The following is an 18,154-nucleotide window of genomic DNA, read 5'->3' as shown; positions in this document are numbered from 1 at the left end:
CGACCGGGTCGTCACGGTCGCGCCCCCCTCAGGCCCGTCCAGGGTTAGCTGGACTCCTTCTCGATCTCGATCTCGGCCGTGGCCTGGATCAGGCTCAGCAGCTCCGCGTCCAGACCGGGGGCGAACTCCTCCCGGCGCTCGGGCGCGATGGTGATCGGCGGGCCGCCCTGCGGCATCTGCGCGGTGCTCAGCTCGGTGCCGTCACCCGAGGGCGACGCGCCACGGTAGAGCTTGGCCGCCTGGCTCGCGTGCTCGGCGTCGAAGGTGTACTGGACGCTCTGCAGCCCCTGGTCGAGCAGCTTCTTGACCTCCGGGAAGGCCTCGGCGTTGGTCTTCGGGATCGGCAGCACCTTGCCCCAGTTGACGCCCAGGCTCTCGAGCGCCTTCGCGAAGGCGTTCTCGTGGGCCTGGTCGCGGACGATCAGGTAGGCGATGGTCGAGCGGGCGGCCTTGTTGTCGGTCATCTCGTAGATCCGGCACTTCTGCAGCCGGCCCGTGGACTCGAGCATCAGGTTGTACAGCAGGTCCAGGACCAGGTTGCCCGAGTTGTAGACGTACGAGCCGCTCCACGGGTTGCCCACCGCGTCGACGGGCAGCGCCCCCTGCGCCCCCACCAGGAAGTGGTGGATGTTGCCGGTGTCCTTGGCGATGCTCAGCGGCGTGGCACCCTTCGCCCCGGGCTTGTCGACCGGGTCGCTCGGCTTGCCCGTGTAGCCCGGCGCCCCGTCCAGCAACCGGGCGATCGTGGTGCCGATCAGCTCGACGTGGCTGATCTCCTCGGTGCCGACGGCCTGCAGCAGGTCCTTGTAGGGCTGCGACGACGGGTCGCCGCGGAAGTTCATCGACTGGAACAGGTACTGCATCATCGTGCGCATCTCGCCGAACTGGCCGCCCAGGCCCTCCTGGAGGGCGTTCGCGGCGCCGGGATCCGGCTCGTCCGTCGCGATCTCGTTGATCAGCTTCTGGATGTGGAGGTACATGGCGTGCTCCTTCGTCCAGATGCCCGTGCGGGCACCAGGTGGAGCGGCTCAGCCTCTTGACCGCGGGTTCCCCTGCAGTCAACCACCGACCCCCGGCGACCGGTATGGCGGGGTCCGACCGACGCGGCGGCGCGGGGCCCGCCGACGCTAGAACACCAGGTTGAGCAGGACGGTCAGGACCACCGACAGCACGAGCGAGATGGCGATCGAGGCGAGGCAGCCGACGCGGGACACCCGCATGTTGTTCTCCTGGGAGGTCGGGAACGGGTCGTCAGAGGGCGCGGCGGCCGGCGACGAGCGGGCAGAGAAAGGGGTCGCGGCCCTTGAGCCCGACGGTGTTCAGGTAGCGGATGACGATGCCGTAGGACTGCCACAGGGTGGTCTGGGTGTACGGCACGCCCATCGCGGCGCAGTGCGCCTCCACCATCGGCTGCACCCGGCGCAGGTGCGGCCGGGCCATCGAGGGGAACAGGTGGTGCTCGACCTGGTAGTTCAGCCCGCCCATCAGGACCGACATCGGCCGACCACCGGAGACGTTGCGGCTCATCAGCACCTGACGGCGCAGGAAGTCGAGCCGCAGCCGGGCCGGCACCAGGGGCATCCCGATGTGGTTGGGGGCGAACGAGCCGCCCATGTACAGCCCGAACACGGCCAGCTGCACCGCCATGAAGGCGGCACCCTTGCCCGGGGGGAGCACGACGAAGACGAGGGTCAGCAGGCCGCCGAGACGGAGCACCAGCATCGTCAGCTCGACCCAGCGGCGCTTGAGCTTGCCGCGGCCGAGGACGCGGATCAGACCGTCGGCGTGCAGCGAGACGCCCTCGAGGAGCAGGGTCGGGAAGAAGTACCAGCCCTGCCGGGCGACCAGCCAGCGCAGCGCGCGGGGGCGCGGCCGGGTGGCGCGCGCCGGGGTGAAGGCGATGACGGCCAGGTCGATGTCGGGGTCCGCGCCCTCCTCGTTGGGAGCGGCGTGGTGGCGGGTGTGCTTGCTCTGCCACCAGCCGTAGCTGAGCCCGACGAACAGGTTCGCGACCACCAGGCTGGTCCAGTCGTTCCACCGGCCCGACCGGAAGATCTGCCGGTGCGCGGCGTCGTGGCCGAGGAACGCGGTCTGGGTGAGCAGGACCGACAGGACGACGGCGCTGCCGAGCTGCCACCAGCTGTCCCCGACGAGGACGAAGCCGACGGCCCAGGCCGCCAGCAGGACGGCCGCGCCGATGAGCTTGGTCCAGTAGTAGCCGTAGCGGCGTCGCATCAGGCCGGCGTCCTGCACGGCCTTGGCGAGGGCGGTGAAGTCGCTGGTGGCGCGCTCGGCCGGTCGGCGGCGGGCCGGCGCCGGCAGGGAGCCGGCGGGCGCGGGAGGGTCGGTCAGAAGAGTCACGGGTGGGCCCATCTAGGCACGTGCACGGGAAGGTCGGGGATCGAGGCCTTCCAACAGGACGACACGTGAGCAGCGGTTTGAACCCAACTCGCACTGTTGTAGATCTACAACGTAACTCTACACCGTCGGCCCAAGGTCACGTCCGCGGGTCCGGCTCCTCGTCCTGCGCGGTGGCCAGCTCTGTCCGGAGCCCGGTGAAGAGCACGGCCAGGCCCTGGTCCAGCTCCGCCTCGCCGTCGTAGGCGGCGAGCACGGGGGCCAGGCCCCGGATCAGGGGGAACTCCCGGGGCGGCAGCCGGTGCAGGCCCAGCCGGAGCAGGTCGTTCGTCTCCTCCGGGTCCGCCACCAGCTCCTGGAGCTCGGTGAGCATGTGGCCGTAGAGGAAGCCGATGTAGAGGCGGTAGACCCTCAGCGCGAGGTCGGGCGGGAAGCCGGCGTCGGTGAGCAGCCGCAGCAGCCGCTCCAGCGGCCGGAGGGTCCCCAGCGGCCGGAGGCCGAGCGGGGTGGACAGGGGCCGGGTGACGATCAGGCTGACGACGTGCGGGTGCGCCAGCCCGATCCGCCGGAAGTCGTGCGCCGTGCGGGACAGCTGCGTCTGCCAGTCCTGCCCGCCGTCGGGGATGTCGAGCTCGTCGAGCACCAGCTCGACGATCCCGTCGAGGAGCGCCGCCCGGTCGGGCGCGTGCCGGTAGAGGGCCATCGCGTCCCGGCCCAGCTCCTGGCCCAGCCGTCGTCGGGTGAGGGCGTCGAGACCCTCGTCGTCGACGAGGCGCAGGGCGGCGGTCAGCACGCGCTCGCGGGTCAGCGGGACGCGCTGGCCCGCCTTGTCACCGGCTGCGGGACCGGAGGGGACGTTCGTCACGGAGGCCTGCTCAGGGGAGGAACGGCGGGCCCCGGAACGGGGGCCCGGTTGGACTTCCGCCACCCTACCTGTAACGTCTAAGCCATAGACCTACAGCGTAGACATCGCTTGTAGGTCATGGCGAAGATGTCGGGAGCCGGCACCGCCAGCGCGGGACCACGGTCCGCACCCAGCAGAGAGATCACCTCATGAGCACCTCCACCGACACGCGCGGCAACGACGTCGACTACGCCCCCCGTCGTCTGTCCACCGAGACGAAGAACGCGACGAAGACCACCGAGCTCATCGCCTTCGTGCTCGCGGTCGTGGCCGTCGTCGTCACCGCCAACCTCTACGACGGCAGCGGCGACGGCACCGGTGGCGACCCCTTCGGCGCCACCACCGCCATCCGCTACGTCGTCTACCTGACGATCGCCTACATGCTGGCCCGTGGCCTCGCCAAGTCCGGCAGCCGCGAGGTCTACGACGCCTGATCTGCTCGCGGGCGCGGTGACCGCGCCCACCTGATCGGCGACGGGAACTGCACGCTCCCGGTGAGGGCCGGCTGACCTGGTCAGCCGGCCCTCAGCCGTCTCATCGGACGGATCGGCCGTCGGGGCAGGAGCACGTCGAGGACCCGGGTCGCGGGGCCGCCGTCGTCCCGACGGCGTGCGCGGCCGGAGCGACCGGCCGGCGGAGCGGCCGGCGACCCGTCAGGGTGTCGCCGACCTGAGCTCCGCGGTCGAGCTCCCCCAAGACCTGCGGAGCCTGGCGGCAACCTACGGGAGAACGGCACCTCTGCACGGCCGAACGGCGAGAGCGCAGGACCATCGGCCCGGCGACGTGGGGCGAAGGGCCCGGGTGGCGGGCCGACGCGGGTCAGACCGGAACAGGCCACCCGCACAGGGGGGTCGCGCGGCCAGCGCGGGGAACACGGGCCGGCGGGATGCGTGGGCCTGCTCCGGTCTTTCGGGCCACTACCCACACGAGCGCTCTCCTACCGCACTCCGGCACCAGATGACGGCAGTTTCTGGGGCGCTCGTCGCCCGCGCTGCCGTCCCGGGCGCGACGGGCCGTCGGAGACTCCACGGCCTCGGCTCGTCGACGCGGCGTCGGCTGACGCCGCGGGGACGACCAGGAGCCGCGGGGTGGGCCCGCCCGGGCCGGATCGGGTCACGAGCGCTGGCTCAGCGGGGCGGCGCCGTCGGCTCCCGGTCGACGAGGTCGGTGACCACCGGCAGCGCGGCGGAGATGGCCTGGTCGGCGCCGAGGAGGGCGACGAGCTGGTCGCTGGCGTCCGGTCCGGTCAGGTCGGCCGCCCCCTCCCGGACCACCACGACGACGCAGTGCCCGCCGAGGTCGTCGACGGCGGCCCACCAGCCGGGCGGTGAGACCGCGTTCGTGCTGTCGTCGAGCACCAGCCGACCGTTGGCCAGCACCTGGACCCGGTCGACCCCGACCCGCACCTCCCCGACGGCTCCCGGCTGCAGGGCCCGGCCGAACGGGACCCAGCCCTGCCGGGAGAGCCGCAGGCGGAGCAGCTCGTCCGGGCTGGTGGCGGCCAGCAGGGCCGGGACGGGCCGGCCGCCGGGGATGAGGGACTTCACGTGCACCTGGTCACCGTACGGGCGGGACGCTCCCGGCCGACGCCGGCCCCGGCCGGACCCTGACCCCGGGTCGCCGAGCCGGCTCGACCTGCCCAGGCCTGACCCACAATGGTCCCCATGCCCCGCCCGGCCCGCGACCCGATCACCGACGGGGAGCTCACGACCACCCCGGTGACGGGCCTGACGGGCGGTGAGGCCGCAGCACGTCTGCGCCGGGGCGAGGGCAACCGGGCGGTGAGCGCGTCGTCGCGGGGGTACCTGTGGATCCTCAGGACGAACGTCTTCAACTTCTACAACAGCATCCTCTTCGTCATCGGGGCGGGCCTGCTCGCACTCGGCCGCTCCGGCGACGCCTTCATCAGCGTGGCGATCGGGCTGCTGAACGCGGTGATCAGCGCCGTGCAGGAGATCCGGGCCAAGCGTCAGCTCGACCACCTGCAGCTGCTGGAGCGCAGCCCGGTGCTCGTCGTCCGGGACGGGCGGGACACCGAGGTGCTGCCCGAGGAGGTGGTCCGAGGTGACGTCGTCCGGATCCGTCCCGGCGACCAGCTGGTCGTCGACGGGCCGCTCCTCGACGGCGCCGTCGAGGTGGACGAGTCCTTGCTGACCGGGGAGTCCGACGCCCAGCTGCGGGGACCTGGGGAGGACCTGCTCTCGGGGAGCCACAGCGTCGGGGGCAGCGGGCGGCAGCTCGCGCGCGACGTGGGGGCGGCGAGCTACGCGGCCCGGCTCACCGCCGAGGCCCGGCAGGCCTCGACCGACACCACCCCCCTGCAGAAGCAGGTGGCGTTCTGCGTCCGCCTGGTGATGGTCGTCGCGGTCCTGATGAGCGGGGCCATCCTGGGGGAGGCCGCCCTGGAGGGCTTCACGCTGGTGCGGGTCGTGCAGATCGCGGCCGTGCTGTCCGGCCTGGTCCCCTACGGCCTGTTCTTCCTCATCGTGCTCGCCTACACGGCCGGCGCCGTCGCCTCGTCGCGGCGCGGGGCGCTCGTGCAGCGGGTCAACGCGGTCGAGTCGGTGAGCAACGTCGACGTCGTCTGCACCGACAAGACCGGCACCCTCACCACCGGCCGCCTCACCGTCGTCGAGGTGGCGCCGCTCGACGGGCACGACGGCGTCGAGGTCGAGCAGGAGCTCGGGGCGATGGCCGCCAGCTCCGGCTCGGCGAACCTCACCGGCACCGCCCTGGCCGCCCGGCTGCCCGCAGCGCGCGTGCCGGTGCTCGAGGAGGTGCCCTTCCGGTCCTCGCTGCGGTGGAGCGCCGTCCGCACCACGCAGTCCCTGTGGGTGCTGGGGGCGCCCGAGGCGCTCGCCGCGGTCCTGGGCGGGCCCGACCTCGGCCCCGCCGTGCGCTCGCGGACCGCCGAGGGGCTGCGGGTGCTCGTCTTCGCCCGCGCCACCGACCCGGCCGCCCCGCTCCGCTCGCCGGACGGCCAGCCCGCGCTGCCGGCGCTCGAGCCGCTCGCCCTGGTGGCCCTCGCGGACGAGCTCCGCCCCGACGTCCCCGACACCGTCGCCCGGCTGCGGGCGGAGGGCATCGAGCTGGTGGTCCTCTCCGGGGACGACCCGGGCACCGTCGCCACCCTCGCCGCCCGCGCCGGGCTGCCGTCGGCCGAACCGGTGCACGGCGCCGGCCTCGACCAGCTCGGCGACGCCGAGCTGGACGTGCTCGTGGCCCGCAGCAGCGTCTTCGGGCGGGTCACCCCCGAGCAGAAGGAGCGGGTCGTCCGCTCGCTGCAGCGGCGGGGCCGCTCCGTGGCCATGGTGGGCGACGGCGTGAACGACGCCCGGGCGCTGAAGGCCGCCGACGTGGGCGTGGCGATGCGGAGCGGCAGCACCGTCGCCCGCGACGTCGCCGACATCGTCCTGCTCGAGGACTCGCTGGCCGCCCTGCTGCCCGCCCGCCGCGAGGGCCGTCGGATCATCGGCGGGATCGCCGTCTCGGCGCAGGTGTTCCTGACGCGGGTGTGCACCCAGGCGCTGATCATCGTCACCGTCACGATGCTCGGGCTGGGGTTCCCCTACTCACCGGCGCAGACCGGGCTCACGCTCTTCACCGTCGGGCTGCCCACGCTCTTCCTCACCGCCTGGGCGCGGCCTCGCGGACCCGACCCGCACCTGCTGCTCGAGCTGGCCCGCTTCGTGCTTCCCGCGGCCGTGCTGACGGCGGGCTTCGCCGTGGCCGTCTACACGTTCCTCTACACCAGCATCACCCGGGGCTTCGACGACCCGGGGGTGCGGGACCGGCTCGTCGCCGAGTTCGAGCAGTACACCGGCCTGACCTACGGCGTGGACGCCGCCTTCACCGAGGCGGCGGCCACCCTCGGCGCCCAGACCGGACTCTCGACCTTCGTCTCGCTGGCGTCCATCCTGCTGATCCTGTTCCTCGAACCGCCCGGCCGGCTGTTCGCCGCCTGGACGCGTCCGAGCCCGGACAAGCGGCCCGCGGTCCTCGTCGTCGTCCTCCTCGCGGGCCTGGTCACCGCCCTGGTGGTCCCCACGCTGCGGGACTACTTCGGGCTGACCAGGCCGGCCGGGATCGTCTACGAGACGGCGCTCCCGCTGCTGCTGCTCTGGTTCCTCGCCCTGGGGCTCAGCTACCGCCTCCGGCTGATGGACCGGATGCTGGGGCTGAGCGAGCTGACGCGGCAGCCCCCGACGTGAGCCGGACCCGCCGGTCGGCTAGCCGGCCTTGCGCTTGCCGGCGATGGCGATCCGCTCGTAGGCGTTCGGGCCGATGGTGCCGGCCTTGAGCAGCGCGAGCCGCTCGGCGAGGATCTCCTCGAGCTCCGCGACGGAGCGACGCTCGCGCAGCATGTCCCAGTGGGTGCGGGTCGGCTTCACGTCGGGAGCCACCGAGGTGACGCCGTCGCTGCGGACCGCAGTCGCCCAGCAGGTCGGGCAGTCCCACGCGGTGGGCAGCTGCGCCTCGTCGGAGAAGACGATGGAGAAGCGATGGTGGGCGGGGCACTCGAAGTCCAGCTGCCGCCGGGGTGACAGGGCGACGCCCTCGTCCCCCTCGAAGCTCTTCGATCCGAGTCCTGTGGCCTTCAAGGTACCGCTGCGCATAAGTCCGTCCGCTTCCGATTCATGGTCGAGTGGACGCGCCGGCTGGCGCTCCCTCCCGATCACTCCAAGGTAGGCGGTGGTCTTGACAAGTCCTAACGGGGGTGGTTGCCGCCGCCCGGCGAGGCTCGGGCCCCGGGCGGCAGGACGGCCCGCCGGTCACCCGGCGAGCCGTCCTGGTCGCACCGACGCGGAGGTCAGCGGTGGCGGTCAGCGATCACCGTCGACCCCGGGGATGGCTGCGCCCGGCACCTCGGTGGGGGCGTAGATCGTGGAGTCACCCGGGTAGGGCTTCGTCCAGCCGTGCGTCCGGTACCAGGTGTAGCGGTTCATCTGCTCGGGGTGGGCGTAGTCCGGCCGAGCACTGTTGCCCCCGAAGTGCTGGTTGCGGCTCCACGCCGACCAGGCCCCGGCGACGGCCTTCCGGGCGGCAGGCACCGCCGTCGCCCGCTCCTGCGTCGTCGCGAGCTTCTCGGCCGCGACGCCCTTCAGGCCGAGCGTGTCCGGTCCGCACGCCGGCGGCGTCTGGATGCCCTCGGTCAGCGGCACCTGGTTCGGGCGCGTGGTGAACGGCTTGTAGTCCGGCTTCTGGGTGAAGGCCCCGTACATGGGCGTCGCCGCGGCCACCTTCTGGTTGAGCGGCTGGGCGCCGAGGATCTGCTCGATCGTGCGGACCATGGTGATCTGGGAGTAGTAGGTGGAGTCCACCTTGCCGTGCGACGCCCACGGGCTGATCACCTGGACCGGGGCCCGGTGGCCGTCCACGTGGTCCGCGCCGTCCTGGCTGTCGTCCTCGACGACGAAGACGACCGAGTTCTTCCAGTACTTGCTGTGCGAGATCTCGTCGACGATCTTGCCCACCGCGACGTCACCGTCGGCCACCTGGGCCTCCGGGCTGACCGGCCCACCCGTGTGGTCGCTGGAGAGCCACATCATGTTGAGGTTGGCGGGGCCCTTTCTCTCGAACTCCTGCTTCCAGATCTGGTAGCGGTAGAGGTCCGGGATGTCGGTGTCGAACTGCGGCGCGTCGTGGTTCGAGATCGCGTTCAGCGACGGGATGGGCGACTGCTCGTCCACCCGGATGTCCGGGTCGGTCAGCTGCGCGGGGTTGCCGCCGGCCTCCACGCTCGTGGAGGCGCAGTAGTACTGCTGCCACGTGGCGCCTTCCGGCTTGTTCTCGAACGCCATGAACTCGCCGAAGTTGCGAGCCGTGCCGCCGGCAGCCTGGACGGCGGTCCACAGGAAGCCGGACCGCTGGTGACCGAGGACGTCGTTCTCCGTGTCGTAGCTCCGGATGTACTCGCCCGCGCTGGACTCGGTGTACTCCGGGTTGTCCCCCTGCATCACCCAGTTGTGGCCCTCGGCGGAGTTGGTGCCGACGTCGTAGAAGTTGTCGTACAGGCCGAACTGCTTGGCCAGCGCGTGCTGGTTGGGGGTGACCCTGCGGCCGAACTGGGCGAGCGTCGGGTCGCCGTTGCCGCGCGCGTCGTCGCCGTAGACCTGGTCGTAGGTGCGGTTCTCCTTGACCAGCAGGAAGACGTGCTCGATCGTCGACGGGTCACCGACGCGCTCGGGCACCGGCACCGGCGCGGCCTTCTTGGCGGTGGCCTTCTTGGCGGTGGCCTTCTTGACGTCGTTCTTGGTCCAGCCGTTCTGCGCGAAGACCGTCTTGGTGTACCGGGCGATCTCCTGGTCGGCCGGAAGGGTGAAACGGGTCAGCGACGCGGTCGTGCTGTGCGTGCCGTGGCCGGTGGCCAGCACCGTGCCCTGGCCCTTGTCGAAGGCGAGCTCCGGACCGCGGGCGTCGATCCCCCGGGTGTTGGTGACGACGACGTCACCGCCACCGAGGGACGCCAGGTCCGCCGGGTAGTAGTCCGTCGGCAGCAGTCCGAGGTAGTCCACCGGCTCCTGCGGGTCGCCGTGGTAGCGGTACACCGCGACCGCGTTCGCCCGACCCAGCGTCACCAGCAGGTGGCCGTCCCTGGTCGTGGCGACGCTGTTGGGCTGGTACCCGACCTTGGACGACGCCCACGGCTTGGTGCTGATGGTCTGGACGACCTGGTCGACGTCGGTGTCGATCACCGAGACGGTGTCGTCGAAGGTGTTGGTGACGAAGAGCGCGTTCCCCTCCGCGTGCAGCGCCGTCGGGTGCAGACCCACCTCGACGGAGCTCACCCCGGCCGTGGGTGCGGCCGTGTTGATGACGCTCACCGTGCCGGTCGTCGAGGTGCCCTTGACGCCGTTCGCCGGCACCCTGGTGCCGTAGGACTCGATCGTGGTGTCCCCGGCCTCGGCCGTGCGGCCGCCCTCGTTGCTGACGTAGAGCTTGTTCCGGACGAGGGCGAGCGCCCGGGGTGCGATGCCGACGTCCCAGGTCTGCTCCACCTCGCCGGTCGTCGCGTCGAGGGCCACCACCGTGTTCTGACCGTTCACCGGCACGTACAGCGTCGAGCCGTCGGCGGAGAAGACCGACTTCCCGGGCAGCGGGGCCAGCTCGTCCAGGTCGGGCGACGTCGAGCTGGGGGTGATCGTCTTCGTCGGCAGCGCGATGGTGGTCGCGGTACCGAGGGTGCCGTCGGGGTTCACGGGGAACCGGGTCAGCCCGGTGGCCTGGGGCAGCCAGAGGAACTTGCCGTCGGGTGAGTACGTCGGCCCTTCCTGGCCGACGCTGCGGTCGGCGAGCTTCTGGTTGACCCCGGCGGCGCTCCCGACCAACCAGACCGGGGTGCCGCGGTCCAGGTCGATGATCTGCAGCACGACGTTCTTGTCGGTGCTGCTGGCCGCCAGGAACCGCTGGTCGGGGCTGACGGTGGACCCCATGAACTTGCCGTACCTGGTGACCACGCGCTGGCCGAGCGGCTTCAGGACCTGGTCGGAGGAGATCTGCAGGCCGGCGGCGGACGTGGTCCCCACCTGGTGCCGGCCGAACACCTTCGTGGTGCCGTAGGCGGCCCCGCTGCTGAGGACGGCGAGGGTCGCGATGCCGACCACCACGAGCTGTCCGGGGCGACGGTGCCAGAAGGGCCGGGAGGGGGCCCGGGTCGCGGATCGACGTTGGCGTCTGACCTGCATGATCAGTCCTTTCGAGGGGGGGACAACAGGTCGACGGAGCCGTCGAACTGCCAGAGGGGGTTGGGAGCGATCCCGTGGGGGGCCTGGACCTGGAAGAAGCCGTTGACCTCCTGGGGCCCGTCGCCGTCGGCGACGTAGCGCCCGTCGGCGGTGACGTCGAGCTGGTAGGTGGCGGACCCGACGGCGGTCGCGCCCGGGAGGTGCCACGACACGACGCAGCGCCAGTCGGTGCCGGGGCCGTCGTCGGTCACGAGGGAGCCGCCCTTGTCGCAGGCCACGGTGGTCTGCAGCTGCGCCTCCGTGACCGGGGGCCGGTTCAGCTGCTCGGTCTGGAGGCGGTAGAGGTGGCCGTAGGACGTGGCGAGGGAGCCCTCGAGCTTCGCCCGGTCGATCCCCGAGCCCGTGGCCGGGGTGGCCACCGCGACCACGACGACCGACAGGGCGGTGAGGACCGCCAGGGGCAGGAGCCCGGCCAGCACGACCCGCGTGCCGGACCCGTCGTTCGCCAGGTCGGTGAAGTCGCGGCGCAGGAAGAGGCGGTGGGCGGCGGCCGTGGCCACCACCGCCCAGGCCAGCGCGACGAGCACCCCGATGACGAGGGGTCCCGCCTGCGCCTCCTCGGTGAAGAGGCCGCGCCAGGCGATGAACGCCTGGCTGGGGAGGGCGAGCCGCACGACGAGCGGCAGCGGCAGCATCTCCACGAGGGCCAGCCCGACGGCGAGCACGGCCGGCAGCACCAGCCCCATCGGCGACCGTCCGAGGGCCACCGAGCCCAGCAGCCCGACGGCGGCGAAGGCCAGGGTCGGGGCCAGCACGCACAGCCAGGCGAGCAGGAACCGGCCGGCGACCTGGGAGCCGCTGAACCCGTGGCCGTCGAGGCCCGACAGCGGGCGGTCGCCCGCCGAGGCGAGACCACCGACCAGGCTCGAGGTGGCGAGCCCGGCCACGAGCAGCAGGATCACGCCGACGCTCGCGAGCGCCTTGGCCGCGAAGATCCGGCGCTTCGAGCGGACGGCGACCAGCAGGTGCCGCCAGGTGCCCAGCCGGTCCTCCACCGCGAAGACGTCGCCCGCGACCAGCGCCGTGAGCAGCGGGAGGGCCCAGCTGCACCCGAAGGCGAGCACGACCAGCGCCCCGGCCCAGCCGCTCGCGTTCATCAGCCGGCCGAAGACCGTGTCGGACGGCAGCGCGCTCTGCCGGCTGACCACCGCGACGAACGCGCCGGGTCCGACCCAGCACGCGGCCAGCAGGATGCGGACCCGCCACTGGGACAGCAGCTTGAGCAGCTCGAAGCGGAACGCGCTCAGCACCGGCGCGGGCCGCGCCGCCACCTCGGGCAGGGCGACGGCCGTCATCGGACCTCCTTCTCGACGGCCGTCGCGTCGTCGTCGCCGGTCAGGGCCAGGAACGCCGCCTCCAGTGGCGGCACCACCGGTCCGAGCTCGCGGATCCCCACGCCGGCGCCGACCAGTCGCACCACCAGCTCGTCGAGGGCCTGGACCGGACCCCGGACGACCAGGACGTCCTCCTCACGTCGCTGGTGGGGCTCGCGGGCGGTCGGGCGGCGGAGGCCCTGCACCTGGGCGGCGACGGCGCGCGCGGTGGCGGGGTCGGTGCTGCGCAGCCGGTAGTCCAGCTCGCCGCTCTCGGCCGCGAGCTTCTCCACCGGGCCGGAGAACACCACCCGGCCGGTGGCGAGGAGGGTGACCTCGGAGCAGAGCGCGGCCAGGTCGTCCATCCGATGGCTGGACAGCACCACCGCGGTCCCGGCGTCGGCGAGCTGCGCGATCACCCGGTGGACCTGGCGGCTGCCCACGGGGTCGAGGCCGTTGGCGGGCTCGTCGAGCACCAGCAGCCGCGGCCGGGTCAGGATCGCCGCGGCCAGCCCGAGACGCTGCCGCATGCCGAGCGAGAACCCGCGGACCCGGTCGTCGGCGACGTCGCCCAGCCCCACCCGCTCCAGCGCCCGGTCGACGTTCCGGGCACCACGACCCCGCAGCGAGGCCAGGGCCGCGAGGTTCTGCCGCGGGGTCAGGGAGGGGTACAGCCCGGGCCCGTCGACGAAGCCCGCGATCCCCTCGGGCACCGGCAGCCGACGGCCGACGCGGGTGCCGAGGATCTCGAGCTCGCCGCTGTCGGCGACGGCCAGGCCCAGGAGCAGACCCAGCAGCGTCGACTTGCCGGCTCCGTTGGGGCCGATCAGGCCGTGCACCTGCCCCTCGACCACGTCGAGGTCCACCCGGTCGAGGGCGACGACGTCGCCGAAGGCCTTGGTCACCCCACGAGCCCGGACGGCAGACTGCTCTTCCATCGGCCACCCCCTGGACGCTGTGAAACTCTCAGGCGGAACGTAGGCGCGCGGGGTGGCTCAGGGGGTACCGCTCGGGGAACGCACGGCGAACGCGGGACGACGATGAATAGTTAGTTGCTTGAAGTATCCAGTCGGCCGTACGCGGCGGGGCCGGCCCGCGGGGCGCCGGCTCAGGCGGCCAGGTGGGAGGTGCTCGCGAAGCGGTCGAGGAGGTCGCCGCGCCCGCGCAGCACCTCGACCAAGCCGGTCGCGATCGCGGTCAGGGGCCAGCTCGCCGGAGATGACCCGGCGGGTGCCTGGACCCGCGGCGAAGGCGAGGTCGACCGGTGGCCGGCTGGCCGAGCATCGCCCTCGCGGCGACCGCCCCCTGCCGGCGCGCGTTGGCCCAGTGCTCCACGCGCAGCCGCTCGCCCAGCTCCGGGTGCCAGGTGGCGGCGACGTCTCCCGCGGCGTAGACGTCCGGGTGCGAGGTGCGCAGGTGCTCGTCGACGCTGATGCCGTTGCCCACGGCGAGGCCGGCGTCGCGGGCCAGCTGCACGTCGGGGGTGATCCCGACCCCCACCAGGACCAGGTCGGCCGGCACGACCTCGCCGTCACCGAGCTGCACGCCGGTCACGGTGCCGGCCGCGCCGGTGAACCGCGCCACCTGCTCCTGCGCGAGCAGGTGGAACGGGCAGTTGCGCAGCTCGAGCGCCGCCCCGCGCCGGGTGGGCTCGTAGCCCAGCTCGGCGAGGGCCCGGCTGGTGGCATCCAGCAGCCGTTCACGGCTGCGCCCCCGCGGCAGCGCGGTCAGGATCCGCTGCCCGAGCAGCCGGCCACGTCGCTCCGCGGCCGCGCGCAGCGCCGCGGCGACCGGGAGTCCGTCGCGCGCCGAGTCGTCGATGGCCTGCGCCATCAGCTGGCCGGCCACGTCGTAGCGGCGTTCCGGCACGGTGACCGCCAGCTCGCGGCTCGAGCGCGCGTACAGCTTGGCGGGCCGCCCGGCGCCGGGACCGCGGCGCTCGCCGAGCCGCCTGGAGCTGGTGTCGAGGCCCCGCGAGGCTCCGGGTCACGTCACTCGCCCACCACGGGGCCCACGCCCTGTGGATCGTGCCGGCGATGCTGGTCGTCCCGCTGGTCCGGGCCTGCGGCGCCCGGCTGGCCGCGGTCACCGGGCTCGTCGGGTTCCTGGGCCTCGCGACGATGCCGGGTCTCCTGGGGACCCGGGGCACGTCATGGGTGGGCCACTTTCGCCGCTCCTGGACTGGTCCACGGTCCTACACTCACGACGTGCAGATCGGGGTGCTCGGCCGGCTCCGGGTGCTGCGCGGCGGGGCCGAGGTCGACCTCGGCCCGCAGAAGCAGCGGGCCCTGCTCGCGGCCCTGGCGCTGCACGCGGGCGAGGTGGTCTCGATGGACCGGCTGGCCGACCTCGTGTGGGGTGACCGGCCGCCCGCTGCCGTCACCGCCTCCGTGCACGGCTACGTCGCGGCGCTGCGCCGTCTGCTGGAGCCCGACCGCGCCGCCCGGAGCGCCGCCACGGTGCTGCTCACCGCGCCGCCGGGCTACCGGCTGGACGTCCCCGCGTCGGGTCTGGACGTGGCTGGTTTCACCAGCGCCGTCGAGGCGGTGCACCGCCTGGCGCCCGGCGACGTGCGTGCGGCGCCGGCGCCGTCCGTGCCGCTGGAGGAGCTGCTGGGTCGGCTCGACGCCGCCCTCGCCCTGTGGCGCGGGCCCGCGTACGCCGAGCTCGACGGCCGCCTGGAGGTCGAGGCCGAACGGGCGCGGTTGACCGAGCTCCACCGCGGAGCCGTCCAGGACCGCGCACGCATCCTGCTGGCGCTCGGCCGAGCGGCGGAGGCGGCGGCGGACCTGACGAGCCTGGTCCAGCGCGACCCGCTGCGCGAGGACGTGACGGCGCTGCTCGCCGTCGCGCTGGCCCGCAGCGGGCGTCAGGTCGAGGCCCTGCAAGCCCTGCGCACGCACCGCCAGACCCTGGTCGACGAGCTGGGCCTCGACCCGGGTCCGGCCCTGCAGGACCTGGAGCTGGCCCTCCTGCGGCAGGACCCGTCCGTCGTGGGGACGACCGGGCCGGCGGACGTCACCGCCCCGACCCCGGCGTCCGGTCCGGCGCTCGAGCCGGCGCCGGCCGGACCGCCGCCACCCGACCCGGCACCGACCTCCGGACTGGTCGTCGACGGCGGGCCGCCGCTGGTCGGACGGGACCGCGAGCTCGCCGCGCTCGAGGTGCTGCTGGACGGGGCGGAGTCCGGGCGGCCGCAGCTCGCCGTCCTGGTGGGCGAGGCCGGGATCGGCAAGACCCGGTTGGTCGCCGAGCTCTCGGCGACCGCCCGGGGCCGAGGCTTCCTCGTGCTCTCGGCCCGCTGCTCCTCCGACGAGGGGGCGCCACCGCTCTGGCCGTGGGTGGGGGTGCTCCGGACGCTCGGCCGGCGGCTGCCGGAGGTCGGCGGTCCGTCGCCGGACCGGCTGCTGGAGCCCGGCGACGACGGCCGGCACCGGTACCGGCTCTTCGACGAGGTGCTGACCGCCGTCGAGGACGCCGCCCGACGGGTTCCCGTCCTGCTGGCGCTCGACGACCTGCACTGGGCCGACGCCTCGACCCTGCGCCTGGTGCAGCACCTGGCGGAGGACCTGGACCAGGGCCGGCTCGCCCTCCTCGTCACCCGGCGCCCGTTCCCCGAGCCGTCGGGTCCGTTGGCGGACCTGGGCGCGGCGATGGCGCGCCGGCAGGCGCTGCGGCTGGACGTCGACGGGTTGACCACGGCGCAGGTCCGCGCCCTCGCCGACGCCCGCGGTGAGACCCGGATCGACGCGGACCAGGCCCGGCGCCTGCGGGACCGGACCGGGGGCAACCCCTTCTACGTCGTGGAGCTGCTGCGCTGGCGGGAGAGCGCCGCGGGCCGGGACGCGGTGGCGGACGCGGGCGGCGTCCCCGCGGCCGTCGGGGACGTCATCGCGGCCAGGGTCGCGCAGCTGCCGGCGGACACCCAGCAGCTGCTGCGCACGGCCGCCGCGCTCAACCGGCACCTCGACGTGGCGGTGCTGGCCGCCCTGGACGGGCGCGGGCCCGACGACGTGCTGGACGCGCTGGAGCCGGCGATGGCCGGCGGGCTCGTCGTCGTCGACCCGGCTGACCGCGCGCTGCGCTTCAGCCACGCCCTGGTCAAGGACGCCGTCGCGGCGACGGACTCCCCCGTCCGCCGGCAACGTCGGCACGCCCGGCTGGCGCAGCACCTGGCCGCGCGCGGCGAGGCCCCCGAGCAGCTGAGCGAGATCGCCGTGCACTGGCTGCAGGCGGGCCCGGCCCACGCGGGCCAGGCGTGGCGGGCGGCGGCGCGGGCTGCGGCGTACGCGACCTCGCTGACCGCCCACGAGGAGGCCGCCGAGCTGCTGGCCGCGGCCGTGGCCGCCCAGCGGGCCGACCCGGAGCCCGGCTGGGAGGACCGGTACGACCTGCTGATGACCCAGGGCCGGGCGTGCCGGGCGGCCGCGGACAGCGAGGGCCAACGGGCCGCGACGGCAGCGGCGGTGCGGCTGGCCGCGGAGGCCGACGCCGTGGGACGCCTCGCGCTGGCCGCCGTCACCAGCTCGGAGGGGGCGCTGTGGTCGAACCGGCCCGAGGGCGAGGTCGACGCCGCCACCGTCGACGCCCTGCACCGCGCGGCGGCCCAGCTGCCCGGCGAGGACACCGAGCTGCGCTGCCAGGTGTTCCTCGCGCTCTCCCGGGAGCTGTTCTGGGCGCCCGGGCGCCACGAGGCCGAGGCCTACGCCGAGCAAGCCCTCGCCATGGCGCGCCGGCTGGCCGCGCCGCGCCTGCGGGCCCTCGGCTGCCAGGCGGTGATCGTCTCCGCGCTCCGGCCGGCCACCCTGGCCCAGCGCGTCCGGCTGGCGGAGGAGTCCGTCGCCTGCGCCCGGACGGCGCGGGACCCCGAGCTCGAGGCGGTCGCCCTGTTCTGGCAAGCCGTCGTGGCCGGCGAGGACGGCCGGATGCCGGACCGCGACGACGCCGTCCTGGGGTGCCGGCGGATCGCCCAGCACCAGCGGCTGCGCTACCTCCAGGTCATGCTCGGCTGCTACGACGTGCCCTGGCTCGCCCTGCAGGGGGAGTTCGCCGAGGCCCAGCGGGAGCTGGAGGCCAGCCAGGGGTGGGCCGCCCAGGCCTCGTTCCCGTTCCGGGACGAGGCCCTGGTCGCGGCGCAGGCCTGGCTGGCGCTCTGGCGGGGTCAGGCGGGCGCGCTCCTCGACCGCTTCCAGGCGCTCGACGCGGTGAGCCCGACCGACATGGGCACCGCCCTGCTGCTCCTGCTGCTGCGCAGCGGGCGCCTGGACGAGGCGGCCGCGCTCCTCGACCAGCGGCCGGTACCGCTGGTCGACGACGACTTCGCCGCGCCCCTCGACCTCGCCATCGGCGCCGAGGCCGCCCTGCTGCTGCACCGGCCGGCGCTCGCCGCGGCGGTCTACCCGCTGATGTCCGGCTGGGCGGGGCGTGCGTCGTCCGCCGGCACCGGCGCTCCTCTCGGGCCCGTCGACGCCTTCCTGGCGCTGGCCGCCGCCGCGGTCGGGGAGACCGGGCTCGCGTCCGCCCACGCCGACGAGGCGGCCCGGCTCTGCCAGGCGTGGGGGCTGGTCCCGGTGGCAGCGTGGTTCGCGGCGCTGCGCGAGCGCTTCGCGTTCTGAGGCCTGGGCTCCCGGACCGCGTCACCGGCGACGGCGGCGGCGGCGGCCAGGCCCAGGGCACCGGTCGCCACCAGCAGCCAGACCTGGAGGGCCCGCTCCCCGGCGCTCAGGTCGACCCGACCGAGCTGACCGTCGAAGAACCCCGACAGCACCGAGACGAGGCAGGCCAGCGCCAGGAGCAGGGCGGCCACCCGGCCGACGGTTCCGCGGCCCCGCCGG

At 74.0% G+C, this 18,154-nt stretch carries 12 protein-coding genes; 3 read left to right on the top strand and 9 right to left on the bottom strand.

What is annotated here, in order from left to right:
• Positions 1 to 44 precede the first annotated feature (44 nt).
• The 3 genes from BLT72_RS03585 to BLT72_RS03575 form a co-directional block, all read right to left on the bottom strand.
• Complete coding sequence (locus BLT72_RS03585; RefSeq protein ID WP_091410227.1) at positions 45 to 980, bottom strand: manganese catalase family protein; 936 nt, start codon at positions 978 to 980, stop codon at positions 45 to 47.
• A 271-nt stretch (positions 981 to 1,251) separates the two neighbouring features.
• Complete coding sequence (locus tag BLT72_RS03580) at positions 1,252 to 2,361, bottom strand: fatty acid desaturase family protein (RefSeq protein WP_231930302.1); 1,110 nt, start codon at positions 2,359 to 2,361, stop codon at positions 1,252 to 1,254.
• A gap of 136 nt (positions 2,362 to 2,497) precedes the next feature.
• Positions 2,498 to 3,223: a TetR/AcrR family transcriptional regulator C-terminal domain-containing protein gene (locus tag BLT72_RS03575; protein WP_091410223.1), complete on the bottom strand. Its 726-nt coding sequence runs from the start codon at positions 3,221 to 3,223 to the stop codon at positions 2,498 to 2,500.
• 188 nt (positions 3,224 to 3,411) lie between these two features.
• On the opposite strand from BLT72_RS03575, the gene BLT72_RS03570 reads away from it, so the two are divergent.
• Complete coding sequence (locus BLT72_RS03570; RefSeq protein ID WP_091410221.1) at positions 3,412 to 3,696, top strand: hypothetical protein; 285 nt, start codon at positions 3,412 to 3,414, stop codon at positions 3,694 to 3,696.
• Positions 3,697 to 4,389: 693 nt separating this feature from the next.
• Here BLT72_RS03570 and BLT72_RS03565 read toward each other — a convergent pair.
• A complete protein-coding gene (locus BLT72_RS03565) occupies positions 4,390 to 4,815 on the bottom strand; it encodes a hypothetical protein (RefSeq protein ID WP_091410219.1) in 426 nt (141 codons plus the stop codon).
• Between the two features lie 111 nt (positions 4,816 to 4,926).
• Between BLT72_RS03565 and BLT72_RS03560 the strand changes: the two genes are divergently transcribed.
• On the top strand, positions 4,927 to 7,473 hold the full coding sequence (locus BLT72_RS03560; RefSeq protein ID WP_091410217.1) for an HAD-IC family P-type ATPase: 2,547 nt from the start codon (positions 4,927 to 4,929) through the stop codon (positions 7,471 to 7,473).
• Positions 7,474 to 7,491: 18 nt separating this feature from the next.
• Here the strand turns inward: BLT72_RS03560 and BLT72_RS03555 are convergent, their stop codons facing one another.
• From BLT72_RS03555 to BLT72_RS03530, 5 genes are all read right to left on the bottom strand, one after another.
• Positions 7,492 to 7,878, bottom strand: a complete 387-nt coding sequence (locus tag BLT72_RS03555) for an RNA polymerase-binding protein RbpA (RefSeq protein ID WP_091410214.1) — start codon at positions 7,876 to 7,878, stop codon at positions 7,492 to 7,494.
• 207 nt (positions 7,879 to 8,085) lie between these two features.
• Entirely contained in the window at positions 8,086 to 10,947 is a 2,862-nt protein-coding gene (locus BLT72_RS03550) for a bifunctional YncE family protein/alkaline phosphatase family protein (protein ID WP_091410212.1), read from the bottom strand.
• A gap of 2 nt (positions 10,948 to 10,949) precedes the next feature.
• Positions 10,950 to 12,302, bottom strand: coding sequence for an ABC transporter permease (locus tag BLT72_RS03545; protein ID WP_091410209.1), 1,353 nt, complete (start codon positions 12,300 to 12,302; stop codon positions 10,950 to 10,952).
• On the bottom strand, positions 12,299 to 13,258 hold the full coding sequence (locus tag BLT72_RS03540) for an ABC transporter ATP-binding protein (protein ID WP_091410208.1): 960 nt from the start codon (positions 13,256 to 13,258) through the stop codon (positions 12,299 to 12,301). Before BLT72_RS03540 ends, BLT72_RS03545 begins: the two co-directional genes overlap by 4 nt.
• Before the next feature lie 259 nt (positions 13,259 to 13,517).
• Positions 13,518 to 14,189, bottom strand: a complete 672-nt coding sequence (locus tag BLT72_RS03530) for an FAD-dependent oxidoreductase (RefSeq protein ID WP_231930301.1) — start codon at positions 14,187 to 14,189, stop codon at positions 13,518 to 13,520.
• Between the two features lie 167 nt (positions 14,190 to 14,356).
• On the opposite strand from BLT72_RS03530, the gene BLT72_RS03525 reads away from it, so the two are divergent.
• Entirely contained in the window at positions 14,357 to 17,935 is a 3,579-nt protein-coding gene (locus tag BLT72_RS03525) for a BTAD domain-containing putative transcriptional regulator (protein ID WP_091410207.1), read from the top strand.
• Positions 17,936 to 18,154 lie beyond the last annotated feature (219 nt).

This window comes from Friedmanniella luteola, assembly GCF_900105065.1.
Classification (GTDB): Bacteria; Actinomycetota; Actinomycetes; order Propionibacteriales; family Propionibacteriaceae; genus Microlunatus; species Microlunatus luteolus.
This window is presented reverse-complemented; position numbering and strand designations above follow the sequence as displayed.